Here is a 19699-nt window from a genome sequence, read left to right as displayed (position 1 = left end):
CTTCGTGTCAGCCGGAAAAATCAGGCTTCGCGCGTTGCCAGCCGACGGCAGAGGCCCCGAAAGAAAGTTCCCATGCCTGTATTCCGACGCCGCATTCTGATCGCAACCGATCCCTTGGAAGCCGGCTTTCGCTGCCGGGCCGCGCTGGAGGATGACTTCCATCATTTCCGGGTCGAACTCGTCGTCCGGGATGGGCTCATCGCCTTCGTGCGTGGCGAAGCTCCTCGCCACCCTTACAGCCTGTGTCCTTCGGCGGCTGGCCAACTCCAACAGCTGGTCGGCACGCCCCCTGCGACAAGCGCCCACGGCGTGATGCGCCAAGTCGATCCCAGCGAGCAATGCACCCACATGCTGGAACTCAGCGGCCTGGCCGCGGCCGCCGCGTCCCGGGCCCTGCCGCGACGCCGCTATGACATCGAGGTGCCACTGAGAATCGAAGGACGCACATACGCGACCCTCGATCGCGACGGCATCCGGCTGCTGGCCTGGGATATCCAGGACCTGGACATCGTAGGGCCTCCCCCTTACGAAGGCATCGGGTTGCGCCAGGGCATGGCGCGCTGGGCGTTTGCCCACCTGACTGAAGACATGGCTGAAGCAGCACTGGTATTGCGGCGATGTGCCGTGATTTCCATGGGGAAGAATCGTCCCCTCGATGCACAGCGCCATGCCAGAACGACCGGAGCCTGCTATGCGCAGCAGCCTGGAAGAGCCCCTCTGGCTTTGCGCCAAGTGGGCTCGACCTGGAATTTCACGTGGCAGCCCGGCCAGCTATGCCGCGATGACCAGGAATGGCTCGCGTTCAAGGCTTGAAGGCAAGCGCGAGGTCAAAGGAAGATGGCCAGATTCGGCGTACCCAGCACGGCCTGGTCCAGCAGGATCTCGCGCTTGGCCAGCTTGAACCCCTCGCCATCCGACCGCAGGATGTCCCTGCGTTCCGCGCTGATCAGGTCGTATTCATCGAAGTTGAACCGGCTGCGCGTCACTAGCAGATAGCTGCGCACGCTGTATTCCTGGGGCTTGTCCGTCTCTTCGACCAGAACGTTGGTCACGAGTCGGCGCGTGCGCGATGGTGGATCTTCCGCCCAGGCGCTCTTGGTGCCGGTAAGGCGCACGATCCGCCCCATCACGGAGCGCCAATCGTCGTGGTAGTGCTGCATGGTGCGCACCACCGATGCCGCCTGCTGGTTGACCGGCCGTGTTTCCCTCAAGGGAGCGGAGTAGATCAGGTCTTGCGCGAGCAGGGCGCCCCATTCCTTGAGGCGGATTTCGTCAAGCAGGCGCGCCTCGACGTACAGAAATTGAAGGATCTGGTTGTAAACCGGCGATCCGATAGGCACCAGGGCGCCTTGGGCTTCACTCATGGGAGTCTCCGAGATTGGATGGTATCGAGTTGCAAGGAAGGATCAGACCGCGTCGCCCATGAGCTGGCGCCAGTACAACCACCAGTGCCACTGCGTGTCGTCCTTGGTGAAGCCTTCGTTGACGATGCCCGGGCCGGGCCAGCCTTTGGGCGCCCCGGTTTCATAGACAGCCTGGTACTTCAGGGTCATCTTCTTGCCCTGCGCGCCCTTGGCGGCCAGGGTCATGTGCGGCCAGGTGTCGGAGTCGTCCTGCTCCACCATGCCTGATGTGCCAAACAGCTGGATGGTCTGCCTGAGCATCTTGTCGCGCAACTCCTGCGGGGCGTCCTTTTCCGCAAAGATCCAGTTCACGAACTCCAGCTTGTCGGGCCCCTTCGGGACGTAGGCATGCATGGTCATCGAGCCGACCACCGAGCCATCGGCCTGTGGGATGTAGACGAAGCCAAACAGCACGTTCGGGAAGATGCCGCCGACCTGCGGCGGCATGCTGGTCTGCACATGCAGCTGTTCGGGCGTGAGGTTGCGCTTGAGCTGCTCGACCATCTCCTTCGTCATGCCGGCTGGCGGGAGCGCATTGAGCTTTTCGTCCACGCTCAGCACGTCGGGATCGAGCCCGGTCATGCGGCGAATCTTCCGCCCCAGGTCGATGCATCGCAACGCGTGCCCGTGCGGCGAACTGACTTCCACCCCGTACATCTCTGGGCTCAGGTCGCCACCGCTGCCCTCCCCTTCGCCCTTCTTGGAATAGTTGCCGACCTCGCCAAGCCAGCGGTGCAGGGTCAGCGTGTGGTAGCCGTCGGCGGCAGACTGCTCCCCTGCTGCCTTCCAGTTGGCACGCACCGTGAAGCGCTGCGGCGGCCCCAGCACTTCCATGCCTTTGTCGGTGCGCTTGAAAAGGATGTCGTAGTACCACTTGGCGTCGCCAAGGAATTCCTCGAACGAGGGGCCATCGATGTTCCAGGTTGCAAAGATCAGCCCGCCATACAAGGTGACCCGGGCCTTCTTCAACCCCAGTTCCTCCTTGCTCATCATCTTGCCGTGCATCGTCTCCTTCTCGACCGGCGCGCCGAGAAAGGCTCCGTTCGGACGGAAAGCCCAGCCATGGTAGATGCAGGTGTGGATCTGCGTGTTGCCCGCATCCAGGGTCGAAACCCGCATGCCCCGGTGCGTGCACAGGTTGAGAAGCACGTGAACCTCGCCCGACTTATCGCGCGTGACCAGCACCGAGTCGGAACCCATGTCGCGAGTGACGAAGTCCCCCGAGTTGGGAATCTCGGACTCATGGCCGAGGAAAACCCAGATCTTGCCGAAGATCCGCTCCATCTCCAGCTCGTAGAGCTCGGGGTCCGAGAGCGCGCGCATCTGCACCTCCCGTGTGTTCACATTGACCAGATCAACGACCTTGGTTCCATCGGAAAGCGTGGGGGGGGTGGGGCTTAGCATGCGCGTCTCCTTCATCTGTTTGGGCAGCTGTGGGGACGAAATATAAACAACCTAGCAAAGTCTGTACATATAAAGCCCGTTCCAGTGGCCCAAATGCGGCCAAAAACCAGGGTTAACACTAGGTTCGCGCATACCCTCCCAGCCTGGCATCCGCGCCATCCTTCTGGTTCGTGCCGAATTCCGATCAGGCCTTGAGAGAAGCGGTGATCTTGGCATGTGGCCCCGCCACCTGGCTTGCCCAGGCGTCCGGCATCTGGTCGAAGCGATACCCGACATGGTCAAAGGTGATGCGATGCTCGTGCGCCATCCGCAGGAGCCGGCGCCAGGTGGCCTCGCGATCGCTGGCCGAGCGCTGCCCCGTACCCACGCAACTGAGCGTGCGGAACAGCAGGTCGGCGATATCGAGCTTCACTTCGCGCCCGCCCCCCGTGCCGACGGTGAGGATGCGCGCGCCCCAGCGCGTGGCCTTCAGCGCCGCGAGCATGGGCGCACCGCATACGCCGTCGAGAACCACGTCGAACCCCTCGCCCGCCACGGCCTTCAGGGCCACGGCATCGTCGGTGCCGCCCAGGGCCACCACCGCGTCGGCCAGGCCCCGCGCGCGCAAGCGCTCCAGGGCGGCCGCATCGCGGGCCGCCCCCACCACACGGCCAGCGCCCAGAATGCGCGCGAGCTGCAGGGCGAGCTGCCCGAGCGTTCCCGTGGCCCCCAAGATCAGCACGGTTTCGCCAGGCTGGATGCGGGCCTGTTCCAGCGGCAGCAGTGCGCCGGTGCCCGCGATGCCCATGGTGATGGCCAGCGCATCGTCGACATCGTCGGGAACGTCCCACACCTCTTCGGTAGGTACCAAGGTGCGTTCGGCCCAGGCCCCGAAGGGCGCCACCGAGCGCTCGCCGAAATAGACCCGGCGCCCGTCCGGGGCGTGGCCTACCCCCTCGCCCCGAATCACGCACGGGAATTGCACGCCCAGGCGGTAGGCCCCCAGAACATCCCAGCCTCCCAGCCCCGCGGTATCGACCTTGATCAAGGTCGCGCCCTCGCGAGCCTGTGGTTCGGGAAAGTCCTGCAGAACCGGCGGCAGTCCGCGCTCGGCAATCACGGCCGCCCGCATCTTGCAGCCCCCAGATCGTAGAGATGGCTCATCTGATGCTCCCAAAGGCTACAGCGCGGTCTCTGCGTCCGCATCAGCGAACATCTTGTTGATGTCGCCCGAGGTCACCGGCTTGCCCGTCTGCCGCACCGGCTTGGCCCCCCCCATGCCCAGCATCGGTTCGACACTCACGTGCTTGGCCTGCGCCCGCAGCGCTCCCACGGTGCAGTTCTCGCGTCCCAGGATGGAGAACGGGTCGTAGGAGAACTCGCGCATGGCGTTGAGGTGGCCGATCTTGTCGATCTGCGCGTCCGTCAGGTGCCGGGTCTGCGCATGGAAGATCTCCGGCGAACCCGGCCAGGTGCAGTCGGAGTGCGGGTAGTCGCACTCCCAGGTCACCTTGTCTTCGCCGATGTCGGCCAGATTGCGCAAGCCGAACTCGTCTTCGATGAAGCAGGTGATGATGTGCTGCCTGAAGACGTCGCTGGGCTTGCCGCCGCCGAAGTCCGTCATGGTCCACTCGTGATGGTGCCGGTAGGTGAAGTCGGCACGCTCCAGCAGGTATGGAATCCATCCGATGCTGCCCTCGGAGAGGGCCATGCGCAGATTGGGGTACTTCTTCCACATGGGGGCCCATATCCAGTCGGCGGCCGAGTTGGCGATCGAGATCGGCATCGAGGTGATCCAGGCATCGATCGGCGTGAGGTCCGAGGCATGCTCGGCCTTGACGCCGGTGCCGATGTGGCAGCAGATCACCACGTCATTGTCCGCGCAAGCCTTCCACACCGGATCCCAATGGTCGGAGTGGATCGAGGGGAACCCATGCAGCGCGGGGTTGTCCGAGAGGGAGATCGCGTGAACCCCCAGCTTGGCCATGCGGCGGATCTCCTGGGCAGCCAGTTCACCATCCCACCATGGAATCAGGCTCAGCGGAATGAACCGCCCCGGCGCTGCATTGCACCAGTCGTGCAGGTGCCAGTCGTTGTAGGCCTGGATGGCGGCGAACGAAACCTCCCGCGCATCCCTGTACTGCTGGAAGCGCTGCCCCGCGAAACCGGGAAAGGTCGGGAAGCAGATGGAGCCCAGCACACCATTGGCGTTCATATCGTCCACCCGGGCCTTGATGTCCCACGTCCCGCGGCGCATGTGCTCGTAGCCCAAAGGCTCCATGCCGTATTCGTCCTTGGGGCGCCCCACCACGGAGTTCAGGCCCATGTAGCCTGTCGCGCGGTCTTCGAAGACCCAGACGTCACGGCCCCTGCTTTGAACCACCTTGGGCTGGCGGCCCTTGAATTTGGCTGGCATGTGGCGATCAAAAGCCCCGCGCGGCTCAATCGCGTGGTCGTCAACGCTGACAAGAATGAGGTCGTCGAGTTTCATGATGGACTCCAGATAAAGGAATATGCAAACAAAAGATGGGACCCCGATCGCGAATGGGACGATCGGGAATGCGCCGCGCCGGCCGCGCCGCACATCGCGGCGGGCACGTCCGGCGGGGCACACCGTGCGGCTGATTTGACGGCCTGGGGCTTCAGTCCCAGATCACGGGCACGGAGGACGCGCCGCGCAGCATGCTGCCGGCGATCACGGGCGCGGGGCGGTCCGGATCGAGCCGGATGTTGGGGAACAGGTCGAGCACCGCGTTGATGGCGATGGAAAGCTCCATCTTCGCCAGGTACTGGCCAATGCACATGTGCGGGCCGAAGCCGAAGGTGAAGGACGGCTTCTGGCGGCGGTCGATGTCGAAGGTGTCGCTGTTGTCGAAGATCTCTTCGTCGCGGTTGGCGGAGGCGACCACGCACTGCACCATCGCATCCCTGGGGATCTGCACGCCCCGGATCTCGACATCGCGAACGGCCTGACGCACCTTGACGGTGGACACGGGCTCGAAGCGCACCCCCTCGTCGATCAGCTTGGACACCAGGCTGCGATCGTTGCGGACCCGTTCGACCAGGGCTGGACGCTGCAGCAGCAGCGTCATGATTGAGCTGAAGGTCCGGGTGGTGGTTTCGCCGCCGGCGGCCACCATCGAACGCGCGAAGGTCGTGATTTCGTGGTCGTCGAGCTTGCGCCCCTCGAATTCGGCGCGCAGCAGGCGGCACACCAGGTCGTCTCCGGGAGCTCCTTCGGCGCGGCGGCGCTTGACCAGCGCCATCACGGTCTCATACAAGGTGTTGGTGGCCTTCATCGCGCGCTCGCGGGACGCGGCCTCTTCGGCCGGGTCGATCTTCGGGCCAGCCAGCACGGTCAGGCCCATCGCCGCGTACTCGTAGAAGTTGCCCAGTTCCTCGTCGGGAAAGCCGATCAATCCGTAGATGACGCGGATCGGGAAGTACAGGCCGAAGTCCAGCAGGTCGGCGCGCTTGTCGGGCACCAGGGGCAGGATGAACTCGTCGCGGATCTGGTGCTCGATCGCGGCGCGCCAGGGCAGCACGGCATCGGGTGCAAACACCGGCTGCAGCAGCCCGCGGGCCTTGCGGTGCGCCTCGCCATCCATGGCCGTGATGACCAGTCCGTCGGCACTGAAAAAGCTGCCGAAGCCCTTGGCCATGAAGCGGCTGTTGAAGGTGGCGGAGTCCTGCAGCACGTTCTTGACGTCGTTGTACTTGAACAGGGTGAAGGTCGGGTGGCCGTGGTTGGCACCGGCATGCGTGGGCACGCCGATGCTGTTCATGAAGTCGCCGGTCGCGACCGGCGACGTCGCGCGCCTGTCGCGGCACACCGCGTACAGGTCGATGTCGGTCCCTCGGTAGTTGGCCGAAAGTGCAGCGAAAGCCTCTTCGAGCTTCTCGGAACGATAGGTGGTTTTCATTTTTTCCTCAAAGGTGGAACGCGACACCGCAGGTCACAGAAAAATGCCGAGGTTGGGCGTGCCGAGCACGGATTGGTCAATCAGGACCTCGCGCCGCGCCAGTTGCAAGGCGCCGCCTTCCTTGCGCAACACGTCATGGCGGTCGCAGGGGATCAGGTCAAAATAGTCAAAATCGAATCGGTTCCGGGTGAGAAGCATGTAGCTCTGCACCTTGAATTCATTCGGCTTGTCGGTCTTGTAGACGCGCACGTTGCTGACCATCCGGCGCGTGCGCGAGGGAGGGTCTTCGCACCAGGCGCTGCGGGTTTCCGTGATACGGCGCACGCGCAGCATCAACGAGGCGTAGTTGTCGTGCATGTGCTGAACGGTTCGAATGGTCGTGCCATCCTGCATGCGCACGGGGCGTGTCAAGCGCTGCGGGACGTTGTATTCGATGTCCTGCGCCAGCAGCGCGCGCCATTCGTCAAAGCGCAGCTCATCGAGCATCTCCGCCTCGTCAATGAGGAATTCGACGCATTCGTTGTAAAGGGGACTGCCGACAGGCATGCGGTTGCCGCGCACGGTGGATGGCAGAGGCGTGGGTTCGAGCAGGTTGGCAAACATGGTGATCTCCTGGTGGTGAAGGGTTGGCATCGGCGGCTCAAGACTCGCGAGTCATCAGCTCGTGCCAGTACTGCCAGAAGCTCCAGTTGGTGTCGTCCTTGGTGAAGCCGCTGCCAACATGACCGGGACCCGGCCAGCCGTCAGGCTTGCCGGTCTCATACTTGGCTTGGTATTTGAGCGTGATGTTCTTGCTCATCGCCCCTTTGGAGACGATGGTCTGGTGCGGCCAGGTGTCCGAGTCGTCCTGCTCCACCATGCCGGAAGTGCCCAGGAACTGGCAGGAAATGCGCAGCATCGCGGCCTTCTGCTCGGGCGGCGTATCCTTTTCTGCCAGGATCCAGTTCATGAACATGAACTTATCCGGCCCCATGGGCACATAGGTGTGCAGGGCCATCGCGCCCGTCACCTTGCCATCGGCCGTCGGCAGGTAGATGAACTCGAACAGTCCGTTGGGAAAGAAGTTGCCCACTTGCGGCGGGTTGGAGCTCATGATCTCGATCTGCTCAGGCGAGAGGCGGCTCACCACATCGGGGATCATCTCGGCCGTCAAGCCCGGGGGGGGCAGGACAGTGAGCTTTTCCTGGGGCGAAAGCTCGGCTGGATCCCTGCCCGTGATCCGGTGAACCTTGCGGCCCAGATCGATACAACGCATGGTGTGGCCATGGTCAGTCCAGACTTCAACGCCATACATTTCCGGTGTCAGGTCCGCCCCACCCCCTTCGGCATTGGGCTTCTTCGCATAGGGGCCGATCTCACCCAGCCAGCGGTGCAGGGTCAGCGTGTGATAGCCATCGCATGCCCCCTGCTCGGCAGCTGTCTTCCAATTGGCCTTGATGATGAAGCGCTGCGGCGGCCCCAAAACCTCCATGCCACTGGTGGTACGGCACCACATGGTGTCGTAGTAAAACTTTGCGTCTCCCAGGAACTCGTCGAAGGAAGGGCCGTCAAGGTTCCAGGTGGCGAAAATCATGCCGCCGTAGACCGCCACGCGGGCCTTGGTGAGCGAGAGTTGCTCTTTGCTCATCATCTTCCCGTGCATGCACTCCTTGTCGACGGGGGCGCCGATGAAGTCCCCATTGGGCTTGAAGGCCCAGCCGTGGTAGATGCACATGTGGGCCTGGGTGTTGCCCACGTCCAGCGTGGAGACCTTCATGCCCCGGTGGGTGCAGACGTTGAGCACCACGTGCACCTGGCCCTCGCGGTCACGCGTGACGAGGACCGAATCCGAACCCATATCCCGCTGGACGAAATCTCCCGAGTTGGGTATTTCCGTTTCATGGGCCAGGAAGACCCAGGTCTTGGCGAAGATCTTTTCCATCTCGAGCTGGTACAGCTCGGCATCGGACAAGACCCGCATCTTCACTTCACGGGTGTCCAGATTGATGAGGTCCGAGATTCTGGTTCCGTCGGACAACACCGGATTGCTACGCGTCAACATTTCATCGTCTCCTTGGGACCGGCACGATTGCCGGCATGGAGACAATTTAGGACAGTTTTTCTATTTGTGTTCAACTTCTAGAGGTTTACCCGAAGCCGAAACGCCTGCCCTGTTGATCTATCGCAAATTACCAGGGGGGACTGGCCATGAAAGGCGCCTTCAAGAAGTCTCCGTTCCCGCCGGATGCAAGGCAACGCCAATCGCCAGCATGATCAAGAGCACCGCGGCCCCGTCTTGCCAATGCAGCGCCTCGTTCAGCCACAGCGCGCCCGACAGCAGCCCGAGCACGGGGATCAGGGAAATGCTGACACTCGCTGCGACTGGCGGCAAGGCGCGGGCCAGGGCGAACCACGCCACGTGGCAAAACCCAAAAATCAACAGTGCGTTGTAGGCGATCGCTGCCCAGACCCCTGGCGAGGGCTGGTTCGCGGGCAGGCCATCGGTGATCCCCACATACAGCAGAACCGCGACTGCCGTGATCGCCGTCATCCAGAACCCGATCGCGAGCACAGGCACATCCATGGCGCTACGCCGCAGTTGCTGGGTTCCCAGGGCCCACACCGCGGTTCCGGCCAGCAGGGTGAGCCCGGCCAAGGGAACCCCGCTGAGGCGCGAGAACTCATGCCACAGCAGCAACACCACGCCTGCAGTCGCGCTCCCCACGCCCACCCATTGCGGCCGGGACAGGCGCTGGCGATACAGCAACATGCCCCAGAGCGCCGAAAACACGGGCATGGTGTAGCCGATGATCGCCGCCCGCCCGGAACTCAGGCCCGGCAGGGCCCACATCAGGCACAGGTGCCAGGCCACCATGTTGGTGGTTGCCAGCAGCAGCAACTCGCCCCAGTACCGTCGTGGCACCTGCAGGGGAACCCGCAGCAGCTTCAGCCCCACCCACAGGCACGGCAGGCCCAGTACCATGGACCAGGCCCGGAATGCCATCGCGGGATAGGCGCTGACGGCTGATTTCATGATGGGCCAGTTCACCCCCCAGAACAGGGTGACGAACACGAGCAGCCAGACCTGGCGTCGGCTCAGGACAAAACCCGTCATGCCGCGACGGAGGTATCGAGTTTCAGCAGGCGGCGCGCATTCCCGCTGCGGATCTTGGCCACATCGGCGTCAGAAAGGCCCAGTCCGGCGGTCAGGTCGCCATTGTCGTAGGCGCCCCCGAAGTTGGTGCCATAGAGAACCTGGTCGGCGCCCACCACCTCCACCACGGCGCGGCGCAGCGCCGGATGGTGCACGTCCAGGTCGAACCAGAAGTTGGACAGGTAGTCCATGAACGGGCGCTTGTTGCGTGCGTCGGGCGCCATCGACTTGTTCAGCTCGGCCAGGCGCCCGAGCTGGAACACCGCCATGCCACCGGCGTGGTTGATGTAGGTTTTCAGTGTGGGGAACACGTCCAGCGCGCCGCCGCAGATCAGGTACCAGAAGAACAGGGTTTCATCGACGCAATCGCCCACGATCGAGGTGGTCTCGAAACGGTCTTCCGCATGCTTGTCGCCCCACCATACGGACTGGTTGTAACCATGCACCATCAGCGGCACATCCAGCCGCGTGACAGCCTCCCAAACGGGGAACAATTCCTCGCTATAGGCCTGCAGGCCCTTGAAATTGGCGCCCCCCACGCAGACCCCCTTGGCCCCGAGTTGCGTGACGGCGCGCTCGATCTCGCGTGCAGCCGCGACCGGATCGGCCAGGTTGGCGTGTGCCCAGAAAGCAAAGTGCGCCGGGTCCTGGGCGCAGTAGGCGGACATCTCGTCATTGCAGATGCGCGCGTATTCGCTTCCGAAGTCGTCCGCCCAGTACATGAATGCATGCGAGGGCGTGGACACCACTATCTGGTCCACGCCGCGCTGGGCCATCAGTTCGCGGCGCGCGGCATGCGTCATCTTTGCCAGCAGGTTCGCCTCCGCCTGCTGGTCCGAGGTGGCCTTCGATTTTTGCTTGGTTCCCAGCGCGAAGTGCCCGACGGTGAACCCCTGCATCTTCATGAAAGGCCCCCAGAAATCGTGGCGGTTGAGCATTCCAGGAGTCAGCAGGTGGGCGTGGGCGTCGATCAGCATAGGTCGTCAGGGTGATGGGACGGGGAATGGCCCCCGGGACAGCCGCCCGGACTTGACATCAGCCGAGCCAGCACAGTCTAATGTTTGAACACTTATTGTCAATGTGTTTCAATTTCAGCAAGAACCTGAGAGACCCGATGCAACCCACCACATACCACCTGCTTGGCCGTACCGGTTTACGCGTCTCGCGCCTGTCCCTGGGTACCATGACCTTTGGCACCGAGAACGGTTGGGGCTGCGATCGGGAGACCGCACGCGCGATGTTCGACGCCTACCTGGCATCCGGGGGGAATTTCATCGATTCGGCTGACATCTACACGCAAGGCACCGCCGAGACCTGGCTGGGCGAATTCATGTCGGAAACGGGTATGCGCGATCGCGTCGTTCTGGCCACCAAGTACAGCTTCAATCACCAGAACCCGCAAGGCAACCCGAACGCCGCGGGCAACGGCCGCAAGAATCTGATCCGTTCCCTGGATGCCTCGCTGGCGCGGCTGAAGACGGACTATGTGGATCTCTACTACCTCCATGCATGGGATGGCATCACGCCGGCGGAGGAGGTTCTGCGCAGCATGGATCAGTTGGTGCGCGCCGGCAAGATCCGCCACTGGGCGCTCTCGGACGTGCCCGCCTGGTATGCCGCGCGCATCACCACCCTGGCGCAGTACCATGGCCTCGAAGGTCCTTGCGCGGTGCAGCTCGAGTATTCGCTGGTGCAGCGCGGCATCGAGTACGAGTTTCCCGCCATGTGCCAGGAAGTGGGCCTCGGGCTGGTGGCCTGGAGTCCTTTGGGCGGCGGCCTGCTGTCCGGCAAGTACCAGCCCAATGTGGAGGCACCAGCACAGCAGGCTGGGCGCATCAAGGCCACCGCCGCGGTGGCGACACCCGCGCTGAACAAGCTGACGCCGCGCAACTGGGAGATCGTCGCGGCGCTCGAATCCGTCGCCAATGAATTGGGGCAGCCCATGGCTAGGGTGGCCATCAACTGGCTGTCGGGCCGCCCGGCGCTCAGCTCGGTGATCCTGGGCGCCACCCGGCTCGAACAGCTGCAGGACAGCTTGGGCGCGCTGGACTTCGAGTTGCCTTCCGAACTCCGTACCCGGCTTGATCAGGTGAGCGCGTTGCCACCGCTGTTTCCCTACAACTTTCTGAGCGCCATTCAGCCGCGCATGCACGGGGGAGCCAGCGTGTCGCCCCACCCTCCCCACTTTGACGAACCTCCTGCGGCTCGCAGTGGCGGCTGGCGCTGAGCGACAGACCAGCGCCCCTGGAGAACCCGCCCATCCATGGCAAATGTCCGGGGAACTCGCACGAAAGAGCCTCGGAGGAACCAGTGAAAATGGCAGGCATGGCCTCCCAGCCAATCGAAACGGAGACATCCACATGATTTTCTGGACCCGGCGTCGGATGCTTGGCCTCGCGGCCAGTGCACTCCCGACATGGGCAGCTCCTGGCTACGCCCAAACCATCTGGCCCACCAAGCCTGTCTCGATCACGGTGGCATACGCCGGTGGCGGTGCCATCGACGGGCTGATTCGCTACTGCACCGAGCAGATCCAAAAGCGCCATCCCGAGATCGTGTTCGTCATCGAGTACAAGCCTGGCGCAGGCGGCAACATTGCGGCGGACGCTGTCGCCCGCATGAAAGGCGATGGGCATCAGTTCCTGATGACAGGATCCTCGACCCAGGCGGCCAACGTCAGCTTGTACAAAACCCTCCCATTCAATCCGGAAAAGGATTTCGCGCCGATCGCCTCCATGGCCACCGTGCCTTACATCCTGGTGGTCAACCCCGCGCGCGTGCCGGTCAGCACGTTTCAGGAGTTCGTCGCCTTCGTCAAATCCAGGCCGGGCCAGTTGAGCTACGCCAGTTCGGCGATCACCGGAAGGCTCGCTGGCGAGATTCTCAAGCAGCGCCTGGGATTGCAGGCGACCTTCGTGCCGTACAAGACCTTGGCCCAGGTGGTTTCCGACATCATCGGCGGCCATCTTGACTACGCCTTTGGCGACCCTCAGGGCTACCTGCCACATGTGCGCTCCGGCCGCCTGCGTGCAATTGCCGTGACGACGCGCGCGCGCATCGCCGCCGCCAGCGACATTCCTACCCTCGCGGAGTCGGGCGTCGCTGATTTCGACGTCTCCGCGTGGCTGGCTCTCTACGGGAAGGCCGGGATGCCAGCCTTCGCAATCCAACGCTTCAACCAGTTGATCAACGAGGTGCTGGAAGCGCCCGAGGGCCAGGCATTCCTTACCAGCATCGGGCTGCAGCCACTGCTTGGCAAGCCCGACCAGCTTGCCACCCTGCAAAAGCGCGATACGCTGGCCTGGGCACAGGCCATCCGGGCGGCAGGCATCACGATCGAATAGTCCATGCCTGAAATCAGATCCCCGGCCAACGCCAGCCCTATGCCGGCAGTCGATCCCGCTTACCTTTGCGAGGGTGCGTTGGGCTTCTGGCAAATTGCCGAGCGGCAGCCCAGCCGCATCGCGATCACGGAATCCAATGGCGGCTGCAGCACGTTCGGCGAGCTGCGCGACCGCGTCGATCGCCTGTCCCATGCGCTGCGCGGCTGCGGTGCGAAGACCGGCGACGCCGTCGCGGTCTTGTTGCCGAACTCCAGCGACTGGCTGGCGAGCGCGCTCGCCATCTCGCAAATAGGCGCCTACCTGGTGCCTTTGAATTGGCACCTGACGGCCGAAGAATTGGCCTACCTGTTGTCCAACAGCATGAGCCGCGTGCTGATTGCCGATCATCGCTTTGCCTCCACGGCCAGCCAGGCGGCCCGACAGGCGGCACTCCCCGAGCAAGGGCGCCTGGCGGTTGCGGGAGACATACCGGGTTTTCGCGATCTGCAATCCTTGCTGGACGCGCAGCCCGACGCCCCTCTTGGCGACCGGCTGGCAGGCAGCACCATGTTCTATTCCTCCGGCACCACGGGACGCCCCAAGGGAATTCGGCGGCCGCTGACAGGATTGCCCCCCGAAGGGGCATTGGCGCGCACCCTTCCGCTCTATTCGGGCATGTTCGGCCTGCGCGCGGGCAATGGGGCGCACCTGGTCTGCACGCCGCTCTACCACGCGGCTCCCGGCTCCCGCGCCATCCAGATGCTGCATCTCGGGCATCGGCTCGTGCTGCTGGAAAAATGGGACAGCGAACGCGTGCTCGCCCTGATCGAAAGCGAACGCATCGACAGCGTGCAGCTGGTGCCGATCCTGTTCCACCGCCTGCTGCAACTTCCGCAGGCTATCCGGCAGCGCTACGACCTTTCGAGCCTCAGAACCGTCATTCACGCGGCTGCCCCATGCCCGCCGGAGACCAAGCGCCGGATGATCGAGTGGCTTGGCCCTGTTCTGCACGAGTACTACGCGTGCAGCGAGGGAGGGGGCACCTATGTCGGCAGCGACGACTGGCTGCGGCGCCCCGGGACAGTGGGCCGCAGGTATCCGTTCAGCAAGCTCGCCATCCTGGATGAGGGCGGAGCCGAGCTTCCTGCCGGCGAGCCCGGGTTGATCTACATGAATGATGGCTTCGATTTCGAGTATTTCAACGATCCACAGAAGACCCGTTCCGTCAAGCGCGGTGACCTGTTCACCGCGGGAGACTATGGATACCTCGATGAGGAAGGCTGGCTCTACCTTTGCGACCGCCGCTCCGATCTCATTCTTTCCGGCGGCGTCAACATCTACCCTGCCGAGATTGAGGCCGTTCTCATGCAGCATCCTTCGGTATCCGACGCAGTCGTCGTGGGACTGCCGGATCCCGAATGGGGCCAGAGTGTCTGCGCATTGGTCCAACCCCGCGAGCCGGCCCCATCGCACGCGCTGGAGGCGTTGCGTGCCGAGCTGATGGCGTACTGCGGGCAGCACCTGGCTTCCTTCAAGCGGCCCAGGCACCTACTCCTCGCGCACGTCCCGCGCACCGATGCCGGCAAAGTCGGCCGCGCTGCAGTCCGGCAAGCGCTGCTGGCGGGAGAACTGCGTCCGCTGGCAGGTGCCGCTCCTGCCTGACCACCGGCTCAGCGCACCATCAGCGTCCCGCCATCGACGGCAAAGATCTGGCCGGTCATGAAACGCGCGCCGGGAGATGCCAGGAAGGCGAGCACCGGCACCAGATCCTGCGCCATGTCGCCCAGCTTGCCGCCCAGCGGGATCACCCTGGCCATCAGCGCATCGTGCGCGCTCAGTTGCTCCGGGCTCATTTCGGAACGGGTCTGGTCATACATGGGCGTCCAGATGGCCGGGGCGATCGCATTCACGCGGATGTTGTAGGGCCCCCATTCCTGGGCCACGGTGCGGGTCCAGGCCAGGACAGCCCCTTTGGCGGCCGAATAGGCAGACTTGTTGGGGAGCCCCAGCGCGCCGGCTGCGGAAGCGAAGTTGATGATGCTGCCGCCCTGCTCCCTCATATGGGGAAACACCGCCCGGTTCATCAGGAAGGTACCCGTGGCATTGACAGCAAAGACCTTTTCCCACAACGCCAGACTGGTCCCCTGCGCCGGCGAAGACGGCGCGATGCCCGCGGCATGGATCAGCACATCCAGGCCGCCCAGGCGGGTGCAGGCGGCATCGACCGCGCGCGCAACCGAGCCCTCGTCGGCCACATCGACCTCCATGAAGCCCCGTGCTCCCGCCGCCTTGGCAACGGCTTCGCCGCGTTCGCGGTTCAGGTCCATGGACACGACCAGCGCCCCCATGCCCGTCAGCGAGCGCACAAGGCCCTCGCCCATGCCACTGGCCCCTCCGGTGATGAGGATGCGGCGGCCGGCCAATTCTGAAACGGACATGGTGGTGCTCCTCTAGCGCTGCACTTTGATGGTGGAGGACTCGATGTCCCAGGTGGCAGGCGTCACCCCTTCATCGCGCAGCTGGTACTTCAGAATCCGCCCCTGCGGATTGACCGGCAGTTCGACCCGGAACTCGATGTAACGGGGCACGGCGTAATAAGGCACCCGATCCACCATCCAGCGGCACAGGGCCTCTTCGGTGAGTTGGGCACCCGCCACCCGCTTGGCGGTGACCTTCAGGTCGTCCTCGCCCAGATTCGACCGCACGGCATGAACCGCGACCTGCTCGATGTCGGGATGCTGCAGGATCGCCGATTCCATCTCGAAGCTGGAGATGTTCTCCCCCCGCCGGCGCAGATAGTCCTTCTTGCGGTCCACGAAGTAGAAGAACCCGGCCTCGTCGAACTTGCCAATGTCTCCCGTGTGGAACCACATGTTCCCCATCACCTTCTGCGTGTCCTCGGCCCGGCGCCAGTAGCCCTTGAACATGATGTCGGGATGCAGGGGCCGGCACACAACCTCGCCGGCCTGCCCGGGCGGCAGCGGATTGTCCTGGTCGTCGAAGATGCGCACGTCGAACTCGGGAGCGCACCGTCCCGACGAGCCTGGAGGAACCGGCTCGCCGGCTGGCACCGACGTGATCAGCGCCTCCGTCAGGCCGTAGGCGTTGGAGCCGATGTGGCGCGCGCCGAAGCGGTTGCGCCACATCGCCTTGATGTCTTCCGTGAACGGATTGCCCTTGACCGTGTGGATCTGGCCGAAGCAGCGCCTCATCGCGTCATTGTCCGGTGCCTGGGCCAGCAGCGTACCCAGGGCGCCCAGGATGGACACCACGGTGGCCCCGGATGCCTCCACGGCAGGCCAGAAGCCGCTGACCGAGAACCGTGGAGCGATCGAGATCGTTCCACCCACCAGCAGCGTGGACACCACGCCGGTCGCGATCGCGTTCATGTGGAACAGCGGCAACGGGGTCCACAGCACATCGTTCGGGCCGAACGGCGCAGCCCGCAGGAGCAGGCGCGCCACATGGCACATCTGGTTGCCGCTGATCATGCAGCCCTTAGAAGGCCCTGTTGTCCCGGACGTGTAGATCAGGGCGTTGAGCGCGGCCGGATCGGGCAGCTCGGCCAGGGGCGTGGTGTCGTGCCCCCGGTGATCGTCAAGGCTTTCGATGGCAAAACCAACGTCTGGACACCCATTTTCCACAACCCCGCGCACCAACAGGCGCCTAATGCCTTGAAGGTGCCCGGCCACCTCGAACAGGCGCGGAGCGTAGGCCGCATCGCACACCACGATCTCGGCCCCCGAGTCGGCCACCTGGTGGCGCAGGAACTCGCCCTTGAGCGCCGTGTTCAACGGAACGCTCACGGCGGACAGCTTGTTGAGCGCGATCCAGAGAACCACGGCGTCGAGGTGGTTGTCGAACAGCGAAGTGACGGTGGCGCCGGCCTTCACCCCCAATGCCTGCAGCGCATGGGCCATGCGGTTGCTGAGAGCGTCGAACTCGGCGTAGGTGGTTTTCTCGCCACTGAAATCGAACAGGATTTTGTCCGGATGCGCGAGAACCGCGCGGGCCAAGGCCGCCACGGGAGTGTCGCGCAGTCCTGGCGTCCAGCCAGGTGCGCTATCAATGTCTTTGCTCATTCGATGTGCCCTGCCGCGACCGGCGGCAGATTTTTTGCGTTGTGTGAAGGCGCCGATCGGAAGCATGCTGCATGCCACCGCGGCGACGGAACCAGGGCGCCCGCCCGTGGGTGGAGGACGCCCATCAAGGCTGCGTGATGCGCGTACGCAGCAGGCCGATGCCCTCCACCTCTAGTTCCACGACATCGTCAGGCTTGAGGTAGCGCATCTGCTCCAGGCCACAGCCATTGCCCACCGTTCCCGACCCGATGAACTCACCGGGATGCAGGGTTTCGGAGCGCGAGACATGCGCGATCACATCCTCGAACTTCCAATACATGTCGCGCGAATTGCCGCGCCCCCATTCCTCGCCATTGACACGGGCGACCATGTTCAGGTTGTAGGGATCGGGGAGCTCATCGGCAGTGACCAGGCAGGGCCCCATCACGTTGCTGGTATCGAAGTCTTTGCCCTTGGCCGGCCCCAGCATGCCGCCCATTTCCACGGCCTGGGCATCACGCGCGCTGATGTCATTGAAGATCGTGTAGCCAAAGATGTACTCGCGCGCCTTCTCTTTGGGCACGTCCTTGGCCCGCGCGCCTAGGTAGAAGCCGAACTCGAGCTCAAAATCGAGCGCCTTGCTGTAGCCGGGCCACACGACATCGTCGTCCACGCCGATGGTCGCAAAACGGTTGCATTTGTAGTAGATGGGCTGGCGCAGGAAGGTCTCGATCGCGCGCTCGTCTGAGCGGGTGTTCATGGCCTTCAGTGTGGCCTCCGGATCCGGTGTGCGCGCCGCGCGTGCCCGCCGTGCTGCCGCATAGCTCTGGCGCAGATGCAGCTCGAAGCAAGAGGCATCGCGCATTTGCGGTGGCGGTTGGATGGGCGCCAGGATTCTGACCGCGCTGCGCTCCCGGACGGCCGCACGGGGCGCGCGCGCGATCAGGTCGCGCGCAAGCTCGGAGGCAGCGGGCCCCGCTTCGATCAGCGCGAGGATGCTCGCCAGTGCGTCCGCGCTGCCGCCATGCACGGTCTGCGCCGCCTGCCGCAAGTCAAGCACCGCTTGGTCGCCCTCGATGAATGCGCCTGCGCGGGCGGCTTCGCCTGCAGCCTGAAATGTCACCAGTCTCATATTGATCGTTTCTCTTGTGGGGGGATTGAAAACCAGGGGCAAAGCGCCTCTAGCGGGAACGAAGACTCAGTTGGCCGGCGGCAGAGGCGGCGCGTCAGCGGGCTCCAGCCGGCGGCGAAGCACCACCGGCGCTCCACCATGGCTGCGCTTGACCAGCCATTGGGCAAGCGAAGCATCCATGTAATCAGCGTGTCCTGGGAACCAATTCGCGAGCGCATGGGCGAGATCGCGGGCTATCTGCCCTGGACCGCCATTGCGCAGAATCTCCTGCACCTCGTGCACGGAACGCAGAACCGCCGTATGTTCGTCCACATGGCACTGTGCGGCAGGAAACCCGGTGGAGTCCATCCAGCGCCGCTCCTGCTCGAAATGCTCGACGGCATGTGCTTCGAAAGCGGCAAGGCACCCCGCAAGATCGACATCTTTCGCTGTTTGAAGGGCCGCCACGCACGCGACAAATTCGCGATGGGTGCCATCCATGTCACCGTGCCCAAGCAAGTAGCGATCGGACCAAGCCATGGCATTGCCGCCGCCCTCTCCAACGGCCCCGGGTGACGAGTGCTCCTGGGACAAGCGCATGTCTTCCATGATCACACCCGACCGGCCACCGGAATGCACGCGCCTGTGACGGCGCTGGCATCGTCCGACAACAGAAACGCGATGACGGCGGCCAGCGAGCGCGGCGATACCCAGCGCGCGGTGTCGGCATCGGGCATATCGGCCCGGTTGGCAGGCGTGTCCAGAATGCTGGGGCACACAGCGTTCACACGCACGCCACGATCCTTGACCTCCTCGGCAAGCGCTTCGGTTAGCCGCGCGACGCCAGCCTTGGACGCCGCATAAGCCCCCATTCCCATTCCGGCCTTCTGTGCAACCAGCGCTCCCACGTTGACGATGCCTGAGCCATCGGCCGCCAACAGCCGTGGCAGAGCCTCCCGGCACGCCACCACGGTACTGCGCAGATTCATCGCATAGAGCGCATCCCACGACTCCAGGGTTCCGCTCTCCAGCGTTTCCCATCGGAACCCCCCGGCGGCGTTCACCAGGCCATCGAAGCCCTGGAGCCGCTCGCTTGCCTGCTGGAATGCGGACCGTGTGGCATCCGGGTCGGTCAGGTCAATGCCGCCGATCACCGCCGTGATCCCAGGCACATCCTGGGCCGCAACACGATCGAGCAGGACAACGCGGGCTCCCTGCTCGACCAGCACGGCCCCCACGGCACGGCCCAGCACGCCCAGGCCGCCGGTCACAACGATATGGCGGTTCGCCAAAGAATGTTCACTCATAGATGCAGATGGTTGGTAGAAACCATTAGTTAGACACATTGACGCAATTTGTTCA

Annotated in this window: 18 protein-coding genes; 4 read left to right on the top strand and 14 right to left on the bottom strand. The window is 64.0% G+C overall.

Features of this window, described 5'->3' with window-relative positions:
• The first annotated feature begins 72 nt into the window (after window positions 1-72).
• Window positions 73-813: a DUF2889 domain-containing protein gene (locus C8C93_RS06830; RefSeq protein ID WP_121506350.1), complete on the top strand. Its 741-nt coding sequence runs from the start codon at window positions 73-75 to the stop codon at window positions 811-813.
• A 14-nt stretch (window positions 814-827) separates the two neighbouring features.
• Here the strand turns inward: C8C93_RS06830 and C8C93_RS06825 are convergent, their stop codons facing one another.
• The 9 genes from C8C93_RS06825 to C8C93_RS06785 form a co-directional block, all read right to left on the bottom strand.
• Entirely contained in the window at window positions 828-1364 is a 537-nt protein-coding gene (locus C8C93_RS06825) for a 3-phenylpropionate/cinnamic acid dioxygenase subunit beta (RefSeq protein ID WP_121506349.1), read from the bottom strand.
• Window positions 1365-1406: 42 nt separating this feature from the next.
• The gene (locus C8C93_RS06820; protein ID WP_063460928.1) at window positions 1407-2807 is read right to left on the bottom strand and encodes an aromatic ring-hydroxylating dioxygenase subunit alpha; all 1401 of its coding nucleotides are present in this window, start codon (window positions 2805-2807) and stop codon (window positions 1407-1409) included.
• 184 nt (window positions 2808-2991) lie between these two features.
• Window positions 2992-3963 carry a zinc-binding dehydrogenase gene (locus C8C93_RS06815; RefSeq protein ID WP_233559254.1) on the bottom strand — a complete coding sequence of 324 codons (972 nt, stop codon included), beginning with the start codon at window positions 3961-3963 and terminating at the stop codon, window positions 2992-2994.
• Window positions 3964-3966: 3 nt separating this feature from the next.
• The gene (locus tag C8C93_RS06810; protein ID WP_060987180.1) at window positions 3967-5277 is read right to left on the bottom strand and encodes an amidohydrolase family protein; all 1311 of its coding nucleotides are present in this window, start codon (window positions 5275-5277) and stop codon (window positions 3967-3969) included.
• 151 nt (window positions 5278-5428) lie between these two features.
• Window positions 5429-6709, bottom strand: a complete 1281-nt coding sequence (locus C8C93_RS06805; protein ID WP_060987181.1) for a cytochrome P450 — start codon at window positions 6707-6709, stop codon at window positions 5429-5431.
• A gap of 33 nt (window positions 6710-6742) precedes the next feature.
• Complete coding sequence (locus tag C8C93_RS06800) at window positions 6743-7312, bottom strand: 3-phenylpropionate/cinnamic acid dioxygenase subunit beta (RefSeq protein ID WP_060987199.1); 570 nt, start codon at window positions 7310-7312, stop codon at window positions 6743-6745.
• 37 nt (window positions 7313-7349) lie between these two features.
• The gene (locus C8C93_RS06795; RefSeq protein WP_060987182.1) at window positions 7350-8750 is read right to left on the bottom strand and encodes an aromatic ring-hydroxylating dioxygenase subunit alpha; all 1401 of its coding nucleotides are present in this window, start codon (window positions 8748-8750) and stop codon (window positions 7350-7352) included.
• A 159-nt stretch (window positions 8751-8909) separates the two neighbouring features.
• Window positions 8910-9803: a DMT family transporter gene (locus C8C93_RS06790; RefSeq protein WP_121506348.1), complete on the bottom strand. Its 894-nt coding sequence runs from the start codon at window positions 9801-9803 to the stop codon at window positions 8910-8912.
• A complete protein-coding gene (locus tag C8C93_RS06785) occupies window positions 9800-10819 on the bottom strand; it encodes an amidohydrolase family protein (protein ID WP_060987184.1) in 1020 nt (339 codons plus the stop codon). Before C8C93_RS06785 ends, C8C93_RS06790 begins: the two co-directional genes overlap by 4 nt.
• Window positions 10820-10956: 137 nt before the next feature.
• Between C8C93_RS06785 and C8C93_RS06780 the strand changes: the two genes are divergently transcribed.
• The 3 genes from C8C93_RS06780 to C8C93_RS06770 all read left to right on the top strand — a co-directional run bounded on the left by C8C93_RS06780 (window position 10957) and on the right by C8C93_RS06770 (window position 14827).
• Window positions 10957-12069, top strand: a complete 1113-nt coding sequence (locus C8C93_RS06780; protein ID WP_060987200.1) for an aldo/keto reductase — start codon at window positions 10957-10959, stop codon at window positions 12067-12069.
• A 133-nt stretch (window positions 12070-12202) separates the two neighbouring features.
• Entirely contained in the window at window positions 12203-13186 is a 984-nt protein-coding gene (locus C8C93_RS06775) for a tripartite tricarboxylate transporter substrate binding protein (RefSeq protein ID WP_158603245.1), read from the top strand.
• A gap of 3 nt (window positions 13187-13189) precedes the next feature.
• Window positions 13190-14827, top strand: coding sequence for an AMP-binding protein (locus tag C8C93_RS06770; protein ID WP_121506346.1), 1638 nt, complete (start codon window positions 13190-13192; stop codon window positions 14825-14827).
• Between the two features lie 8 nt (window positions 14828-14835).
• Here C8C93_RS06770 and C8C93_RS06765 read toward each other — a convergent pair whose 3' ends face one another.
• From C8C93_RS06765 to C8C93_RS06745, 5 genes are all read right to left on the bottom strand, one after another.
• Window positions 14836-15603 carry an SDR family NAD(P)-dependent oxidoreductase gene (locus C8C93_RS06765; RefSeq protein ID WP_063460671.1) on the bottom strand — a complete coding sequence of 256 codons (768 nt, stop codon included), beginning with the start codon at window positions 15601-15603 and terminating at the stop codon, window positions 14836-14838.
• A gap of 12 nt (window positions 15604-15615) precedes the next feature.
• Window positions 15616-17247, bottom strand: coding sequence for an AMP-binding protein (locus C8C93_RS06760; RefSeq protein WP_121506345.1), 1632 nt, complete (start codon window positions 17245-17247; stop codon window positions 15616-15618).
• Between the two features lie 124 nt (window positions 17248-17371).
• Window positions 17372-18358, bottom strand: coding sequence for a fumarylacetoacetate hydrolase family protein (locus C8C93_RS06755; protein ID WP_063460672.1), 987 nt, complete (start codon window positions 18356-18358; stop codon window positions 17372-17374).
• 66 nt (window positions 18359-18424) lie between these two features.
• Window positions 18425-18838 (bottom strand): bacteriohemerythrin, encoded by a 414-nt coding sequence (locus C8C93_RS06750; RefSeq protein WP_233559581.1) that lies wholly within the window; start codon window positions 18836-18838, stop codon window positions 18425-18427.
• 110 nt (window positions 18839-18948) lie between these two features.
• Window positions 18949-19644 (bottom strand): SDR family oxidoreductase, encoded by a 696-nt coding sequence (locus C8C93_RS06745; RefSeq protein ID WP_121506344.1) that lies wholly within the window; start codon window positions 19642-19644, stop codon window positions 18949-18951.
• Window positions 19645-19699: the final 55 nt, after the last annotated feature.

It is taken from the genome of Acidovorax sp. 93, assembly GCF_003633835.1.
Lineage (GTDB): Bacteria > Pseudomonadota > Gammaproteobacteria > Burkholderiales > Burkholderiaceae_C > Acidovorax > Acidovorax facilis.
This window is presented reverse-complemented; position numbering and strand designations above follow the sequence as displayed.

What these genes read in the sequence shown, in the direction of transcription:
- C8C93_RS06830 (WP_121506350.1), top strand. Translation starts at nt 73, where the DNA reads ATGCCTGTATTCCGACGCCGCATTCTGATCGCAACCGATCCCTTGGAA.
- C8C93_RS06825 (WP_121506349.1), bottom strand. Translation starts at nt 1,364, where the DNA reads ATGAGTGAAGCCCAAGGCGCCCTGGTGCCTATCGGATCGCCGGTTTAC.
- C8C93_RS06820 (WP_063460928.1), bottom strand. Translation starts at nt 2,807, where the DNA reads ATGCTAAGCCCCACCCCCCCCACGCTTTCCGATGGAACCAAGGTCGTT.
- C8C93_RS06810 (WP_060987180.1), bottom strand. Translation starts at nt 5,277, where the DNA reads ATGAAACTCGACGACCTCATTCTTGTCAGCGTTGACGACCACGCGATT.
- C8C93_RS06805 (WP_060987181.1), bottom strand. Translation starts at nt 6,709, where the DNA reads ATGAAAACCACCTATCGTTCCGAGAAGCTCGAAGAGGCTTTCGCTGCA.
- C8C93_RS06800 (WP_060987199.1), bottom strand. Translation starts at nt 7,312, where the DNA reads ATGTTTGCCAACCTGCTCGAACCCACGCCTCTGCCATCCACCGTGCGC.
- C8C93_RS06795 (WP_060987182.1), bottom strand. Translation starts at nt 8,750, where the DNA reads ATGTTGACGCGTAGCAATCCGGTGTTGTCCGACGGAACCAGAATCTCG.
- C8C93_RS06790 (WP_121506348.1), bottom strand. Translation starts at nt 9,803, where the DNA reads ATGACGGGTTTTGTCCTGAGCCGACGCCAGGTCTGGCTGCTCGTGTTC.
- C8C93_RS06785 (WP_060987184.1), bottom strand. Translation starts at nt 10,819, where the DNA reads ATGCTGATCGACGCCCACGCCCACCTGCTGACTCCTGGAATGCTCAAC.
- C8C93_RS06780 (WP_060987200.1), top strand. Translation starts at nt 10,957, where the DNA reads ATGCAACCCACCACATACCACCTGCTTGGCCGTACCGGTTTACGCGTC.
- C8C93_RS06775 (WP_158603245.1), top strand. Translation starts at nt 12,203, where the DNA reads ATGATTTTCTGGACCCGGCGTCGGATGCTTGGCCTCGCGGCCAGTGCA.
- C8C93_RS06770 (WP_121506346.1), top strand. Translation starts at nt 13,190, where the DNA reads ATGCCTGAAATCAGATCCCCGGCCAACGCCAGCCCTATGCCGGCAGTC.
- C8C93_RS06765 (WP_063460671.1), bottom strand. Translation starts at nt 15,603, where the DNA reads ATGTCCGTTTCAGAATTGGCCGGCCGCCGCATCCTCATCACCGGAGGG.
- C8C93_RS06760 (WP_121506345.1), bottom strand. Translation starts at nt 17,247, where the DNA reads ATGAGCAAAGACATTGATAGCGCACCTGGCTGGACGCCAGGACTGCGC.
- C8C93_RS06755 (WP_063460672.1), bottom strand. Translation starts at nt 18,358, where the DNA reads ATGAGACTGGTGACATTTCAGGCTGCAGGCGAAGCCGCCCGCGCAGGC.
- C8C93_RS06750 (WP_233559581.1), bottom strand. Translation starts at nt 18,838, where the DNA reads ATGGATGGCACCCATCGCGAATTTGTCGCGTGCGTGGCGGCCCTTCAA.
- C8C93_RS06745 (WP_121506344.1), bottom strand. Translation starts at nt 19,644, where the DNA reads ATGAGTGAACATTCTTTGGCGAACCGCCATATCGTTGTGACCGGCGGC.